The 6,440-nt window shown below is 72.0% G+C and carries 5 protein-coding genes; 1 reads left to right on the plus strand and 4 read right to left on the minus strand.

Annotated elements, in window-relative coordinates:
* Positions 1 to 156: 156 nt before the first annotated feature.
* From PV721_RS21500 to PV721_RS21510, 3 genes are read right to left on the minus strand one after another with little or no spacing between them, the layout of a single operon-like run.
* Positions 157 to 1,056 (minus strand): acyl-CoA dehydrogenase, encoded by a 900-nt coding sequence (locus PV721_RS21500; protein WP_319726903.1) that lies wholly within the window; start codon positions 1,054 to 1,056, stop codon positions 157 to 159.
* Between the two features lie 5 nt (positions 1,057 to 1,061).
* Entirely contained in the window at positions 1,062 to 2,216 is a 1,155-nt protein-coding gene (locus PV721_RS21505) for an acyl-CoA dehydrogenase family protein (protein WP_319726906.1), read from the minus strand.
* The gene (locus PV721_RS21510) at positions 2,216 to 3,424 is read right to left on the minus strand and encodes an amidohydrolase family protein (protein ID WP_319726908.1); all 1,209 of its coding nucleotides are present in this window, start codon (positions 3,422 to 3,424) and stop codon (positions 2,216 to 2,218) included. Before PV721_RS21510 ends, PV721_RS21505 begins: the two co-directional genes overlap by 1 nt.
* 133 nt (positions 3,425 to 3,557) lie before the next feature.
* On the opposite strand from PV721_RS21510, the gene PV721_RS21515 reads away from it, so the two are divergent.
* A complete protein-coding gene (locus PV721_RS21515; RefSeq protein WP_319726912.1) occupies positions 3,558 to 5,111 on the plus strand; it encodes a class I adenylate-forming enzyme family protein in 1,554 nt (517 codons plus the stop codon).
* Between the two features lie 6 nt (positions 5,112 to 5,117).
* On the opposite strand, the gene PV721_RS21520 is transcribed toward PV721_RS21515, so the two are convergent.
* Entirely contained in the window at positions 5,118 to 6,269 is a 1,152-nt protein-coding gene (locus PV721_RS21520; RefSeq protein ID WP_319726914.1) for a serine hydrolase domain-containing protein, read from the minus strand.
* Positions 6,270 to 6,440 lie beyond the last annotated feature (171 nt).

Genomic DNA, 6,440 nt, shown 5'->3' on the forward strand with positions numbered 1-6,440 from the left:
CCGCTCAACCGCTCGCATCTGTGGGAGCGTACCGGAGCAGGCCCCCGACTCCGGTCCGTAACGAGGAGGGCGAAGGACACAAACCGATATCAACTCTCTGTAATCGGACATGCGTCCCGTGCCGTTCCGCCCGTGCCCCGCACCGTCCGCCGCCGGCTACACCGCCGAGTCCAGCAGCTCCGCCGCCAGGAGCTCCTCCGCCTCCCCCGCCGTCCGCCACTGCCCGGCCCGCACCCACGCCCGCTTCAGGTGCAGGTGCACGTCCGCCTCCCACGTGAAGCCCATCCCGCCGTGCACCTGCAGGCAGTCCCGGGCGCCGCGCACCGCCGCCTCGTCCGCCAGCAGCTTGGCCGCGGCGGCCTCCCCGGCGTCTCCCGTCACCGCCGCCGCGTAGACCGCCGTACGGGCCACCTCCGCCCGCACCAGCATCTGCGCGCACAGGTGCTTGACCGCCTGGAACGCCCCGATCGGCTGCCCGAACTGCTCGCGCTCGCCCGCGTACCGGACCGCCAGCTCCACCGTCCGCAGCGCGGAACCGACCTGCAGCGCCGCCGTCAGCAGTGCTCCCGCAGAGCGGTACTCCGACACGTCCCAGGGCGCCGACGCCACCCGGTGCAGCGGCGTCAGCGGGTCCACCGGGCGGACCGGCGAGCCGGCGGGCACGCCCGGCGCCCCCAGCACCGCGTCCGCCTCCTCCAGGTACGCGACCAGGCCGCCCTCCAGGTCGAAGGCGGTCACCACCGCCGTGCCCGCCGCCGCCCCCGGGACCACCCCGGCGGCCAGGTGCGTGGCCACCAGCGGCCCCGGCAGCAGCGCCCGCCCGGCCTCCTCGAAGACGAGCACCGCCTCCGGCAGACCGAGGCCGACGCCGCCGGCCGACTCGGGCAGCCGCAGGGCGAAGAAGCCCGCCTCGCCCAGCTCCCGCCACAGCCCCCGGTCCACGGCGACGCCCGTGTCCACCGAGGCGCGCAGCGCCTCGCGCCCGTACCGGCCCGCGAGCAGCTCCCGTACGCCCGCCCGCAGGTCCCGCTGTTCCTCGGTCGGCTGGAAGTGCACGCCCCTCACCGGCCCTTCGGGAGGCCGAGGATCCGCTCGGCGACGATGTTCTGCTGGATCTGCGAGGTGCCCGCCGCGATCGTGTACGAGAGCGAGGAGAGCCGGTCCAGGGTCCATTCCTCCTCCAGGGACAGGGAGGCGGCGCCCAGCACCTCCGCCGCCACGTCGTACAGCTCCTGCCGCGCCTGCGAGTAGGCGAGCTTGAAGACCGAGCCGCCGGTGCCGGGGACCCCGCCGGAGCCCTCCGACTCGCTGACGTTCCACTGGGTGAGCCGCCACAGCGCGCCGAACTCCCCGTACAGCCGCCCCAGCCTGCGCCGCAGCACCGGGTCGTCCCAGCGGCCGTTCGCCTTCGCCGTACGGGCCAGCTCGCCCAGGGTCCGGCGGCAGGCGACGACCTCGCCGACGAAGGCGGTGCCCCGCTCGAAGGAGAGGGTGACCATGGTGACGCGCCAGCCGTCGTTCTCGGCCCCGACCCGGTTCGCGGCGGGGACCCGCACCTCGTCGAGGAACACCTCCGCGAACTCCGTCGACCCGGCGAGCGTGCGCAGCGGCCGCACGGTGACCCCCGGCGCGTCCATCGGCATGGCCAGCCAGGAGATCCCCCGGTGCCTGGGGGCCTGCGGATCGGTCCGCACCAGCAGCTCGCACCAGTCGGCGACCTCCGCGTGCGAGGTCCAGATCTTCGACCCGGTGACCACGTAGTCGTCGCCGTCGCGGACCGCCCGCGTGCGCAGGGAGGCCAGGTCCGAGCCCGCGTCCGGCTCGCTGAAGCCCTGGCACCACACCTCGTCGCCACGCAGTACGGGCGGCAGCCAGCGCCCCCGCTGCTCGGCCGTGCCTTCGGCGGCGATGGTCGGGCCGGCGTGCAGCAGCCCGACGAAGTTCGCGCCGACGTACGGGGCCCCGGCGCGCTCCGTCTCCTCCAGGAAGATCAGGTGCTGGGTCGGGGTGGCCCCGCGCCCGCCGGCGTCCACCGGCCAGTGCAGGCCCGCGTAGCCGGCCTCGTACAGCCTGCGCTGCCAGCCGAGGTCGTACGCGCGCCGGCCGGGCCAGTCGTCCGGGGACGGTTTGGCGGGCAGCTCGGGCAGCGCCTTGCCGAGCCAGCTGCGCAGCCGCGCCCGGAACTCCCGCTCCTCCTCGGTGTAGGTCAGGTCCATCAGCGGCTCTTGCCGAGGTCCAGGTCCAGGTCCAGGCCGAGCATGCGGATGGCGTTGCCGCGCATCAGCTTGTAGGTCGTCTCCTCGTCGAGGCCCTTCACGTGGTCGAGGGCGACCTCCTTGGTGTGCGGGAAGGTCGAGTCCACGTGCGGATAGTCCGTCTCGAAGGTGGCGTTGTCGCGCCCGACGACGTCGATCGAGGCGATGCCGTGCTTGTCGCGGAAGAAGCAGCAGAAGATCTGCCGGTAGTAGTACGTGGACGGCGGCTCGGGGATCAGGTCGCGGACCCCGCCCCAGGCCCGGTGCTCCTCCCAGACGTCGTCGGCGCGCTCCAGGGCGTACGGGATCCAGCCCATCTGGCCCTCGCTGTAGGCGAGCTTGAGCGTCGGGAACTTGACGAGGACCCCGCTGAAGAGGAAGTCCATCATCGAGGCCATCGCGTTGTTGAAGCTGAGCGAGGCCTGCACGGCGGGCGGCGCGTCGGGGGAGGCTGCGGGCATCTGGGAGCTGGACCCGATGTGCATGTTGACCACCGTGCCGGTCTCCTGGCAGACGGCGAAGAAGGGGTCCCAGTAGCCGGAGTGGATGGACGGCAGGCCCAGGTGGGTGGGGATCTCGGAGAAGGTCACGGCGCGCACCCCGCGGGCGGCGTTGCGCCGGATCTCGGCGACCGCCAGGTCGATGTCCCAGAGCGGGATGATGCACAGCGGGATCAGCCGGCCGCCGCTGTCGCCGCACCACTCCTCGACCATCCAGTCGTTGTAGGCGCGCACGCAGGCGAGGGCCACCTCCTTGTCGCGGGCCTCCGCGAAGGTCTGTCCGCAGAAGCGCGGGAAGGTGGGGAAGCACAGCGAGGCCTCGACGTGGTTGAGGTCCATGTCGGCGAGGCGCGCCTTCGGGTCCCAGCAGCCGCGGCGCATCTCCTGCCGTGTGATGCCCTCCAGCGTCATGTCGTCGCGGTCGAAGCCGACGGCGGCGATGTTGCGCTTGTACGGGAACTTCAGGTCCTCGTAGATCCACCAGTCGGTCGGCGGGCCGTCCGGGTCCATGGTGATCACGTACTTGCCGCCCGTGTACGCCAGCTCGCCGATGCCCGCGGTGAGCGCCTTGGGCCCGCGGTCGCGGTACTTGGCGGGCAGCCAGACGTCGAAGAGGTGCGCGGGTTCGATCACGTGGTCGTCGACGCTGATGATCCGAGGCAGTTCCATGGGCTCCCCAATCCGATGCCAATCTGATGGATCGTCAGAAACAAGCTAGCTCCGCCACCCCTGGACCGACAAGCGCCGGAGCCCTACGCTCTGCGCTTGATCTGACTATCCGTCAGCTATGGGGAGGTCTGGGATGACGGACACCGCGATCGCGGCAGAACTGAGCGGCTCCCGCACCCTGTGGGAACTCGTCACCCGCCGGGCCGCACTGACCCCCGACGCCACCGTCCTGATCGAAGCCGCCGAGGACCCGGCGCAGGACCGCAGGCTGACCTTCGGGGAACTGCGCGACCGCGCCGAGCGCGTCGCCGCCGGCCTGTACGGCATGGGCGTCCGCCCCGGCACGGTCGTCGCGTGGCAGCTCCCCACCCGCATCGAGACCGTACTGCTCTCCGTGGCCCTCGCCCGGCTCGGCGCCGTCCAGACCCCGGTCATCCCGTTCTACCGGGACCGCGAGGTCGGCTTCGCGCTCCGCGAGTCCAAGGCCGAGTTCTTCGCCGTCCCCGGGATCTGGCGCGGCTTCGACCACCCCGCGATGGCCCGGCGGCTCGGCGCGCGCGGCGTCTTCGAGGCCTACGACGACCTCCCGGACGGCGACCCCTGCGCACTCCCGTCACCGCCCGCCTCCGGCACGGACGTCCGGTGGATCTACTGGACCTCCGGCACCACCTCCGACCCCAAGGGCGTCCTGCACACCGACCGCTCCCTGATCGCGGGCGGCTCCTGTCTCGCGCACGCCCTGCACCTGACCCCGGACGACGTCGGCTCGATGGCCTTCCCCTTCGCGCACATAGCGGGCCCCGACTACACCGTGATGCTGCTGCTCTACGGCTTCCCCGCGGTCCTCTTCGAGAAGTTCGCGATGCCGGACGCGCTGGACGGCTACCGCCGCCACGGGGTCACGGTGGCCGGCGGATCGACCGCCTTCTACTCCATGTTCCTGACGGAACAGCGCAAGGACCCCTCGGCCCCGCTCATCCCCACCCTCCGCCTCCTCGCGGGCGGCGGCGCCCCGAAGCCGCCGGAGATCTACCACGCCGTGGTCCGCGAAATGGGCTGCCAGCTGACCCACGGCTACGGCATGACCGAGGTCCCGATGATCACCATGGGCGCCCCGGACGACACCCCCGACCACCTGGCGACCACCGAGGGCCGCCCCCCGGCGGGCATGTCCATCCGCATCACCACCCCGGACGGCACCCCCCTCCCCCCGAACACGGACGGCGAGGTCCGGCTCCGGGGCGAGGCCGTCTGCCAGGGCTACCTGAACCGGGACCAGTCGGCGGAGGTCTTCGACGCCGACGGCTACCTGATCACGGGCGACCTCGGGCACCTGACCCAGGACGGCTACCTGGTCCTCACCGGCCGCAGCAAGGACGTCATCATCCGCAAGGGCGAGAACATCTCGGCGAAGGAGATCGAGGACCTGCTCCATCTCCTCCCGGGCGTCGCCGACGTAGCGGTCATCGGCCTCCCCGACCCGGCCCGCGGCGAACGCGTCTGCGCGGTGGTCGAACAGACCCCGGGCGCCGCCCCCCTGACCCTGACCCGGCTGACGGCCCACCTCCGCGCGGAAGGCCTGGCCACGCACAAGCTCCCCGAACAACTGGAGCTGTTGGACTCCCTCCCGCGCAACGAGGCCCTGCGCAAGATCCTCAAATACAAACTCCGCGAGCGGTACTCCTGACGCCGCCTACCGGGTCGCCGGGCCGGCCGGGTCGGACGAGGCGGACGAGGCCGACGAGGCGGGCCGCCCGCCGCCGAACACCTCGTCGACGAGGCTCTGCGTCGCCTTCTGGAAGGCCGCCGCCAGGGACAGTGCGGCGTCGTCGACGTAGTTCAGCGCGGCGGTCAGGGTCTTGCTGCCGTCGGGCGTGCTGTACATCAGCGCCCCGTGGCCCGCCGCGCCCCCGTTGTGGGTGATGACGGTACCGCCGTTCCCGCCCAGTTCCTGGACGAACAGCCCCAGGCCGTAGCCGACCTCGGGATGCGGCGTGCACATCTCGGCCAGCAGCGGAGCCGGCAGGAGCCTGCCGCCCATCAGCGCGGAGATGAAGGTGTGCAGGTCCCGCGTGGTCGAGATCATGTCTCCGCCGGTGGAGATCCAGGAGGGGTTGTGGCGGGTGACGTCGACCGTCTCCGGACGGCCGGCGTCCTCGTAGCGGTAGTAGGCGTGGGCGTACGGCTCGGGGATCTCCGCGCCGGCGTCCGGCACCACGGTGTCCGACAGCCCGAGCGGCCCCAGGACCAGCCGCTGCATCTCCTCGGCGAGCGAGCGGCCGGTGACCTTCTCGACCAGCAGCCTGGCCAGCACGTAGTTGGTGTTGGAGTAGCTCCAGCCCGTCCCCGGCTCGAACCGCGCCGGCTTCGACAGCGACAGCCGTACCAGTTCCTCGGGCCGGTAGGTTGTGAACCGGCCCTCCACCCACTCCCGGCCGGCGGTCGTGGCGGGGATCCCCGGCGCGAACGTCCCGTCGTCGTAGTACTCACCGGTGTGGTTGAAGACCCCGCTGGTGTGCTGCAGCAGCATCCGCGCCGTGATCCGCCGGTCCAGCCCGAACTCGGGGAGCCGGTCGGCGACCGGCTCGTCCAGCCGGATCGCGCCCTCCTCCACCAGCCGCAGCACCACGGTCGCGGTGAAGGTCTTGGTGTTGCTGCCTATCCGGACGTGCCCGTCCGTCGGCGGCCCGGCGCTCCGGCCCAGCTCGCGCACCCCGGCGCTGCCGACCCACTCGCCCCGCTCGTCGTGCACGCGCAGCGTCACTCCGGTGAAACCGGCCTCGACCATCTCCTCGATGGCCTTCTGCAGCTCAGGGCGGTCCGGTTCGGTGTGAATGACGGACATGGTGGTGTGCTCCTTTGAACCGTTGTGGAAGTCAGCCGAAGGGGACGGGACGGCCGTGCCTGACGGCCGCTCCCTCAGATGCTGCGGGCGGTGATGTCGCCGTAGCCGGTGGTGGCGTGGAGGGTGAGGGCGGCGTTGGCGCCGTCGCTGTTCTTCAGGGAGTTGTGGATG

The sequence above is a fragment of the Streptomyces sp. MB09-01 genome, assembly GCF_033794505.1.
Taxonomy (GTDB): Bacteria; Actinomycetota; Actinomycetes; order Streptomycetales; family Streptomycetaceae; genus Streptomyces.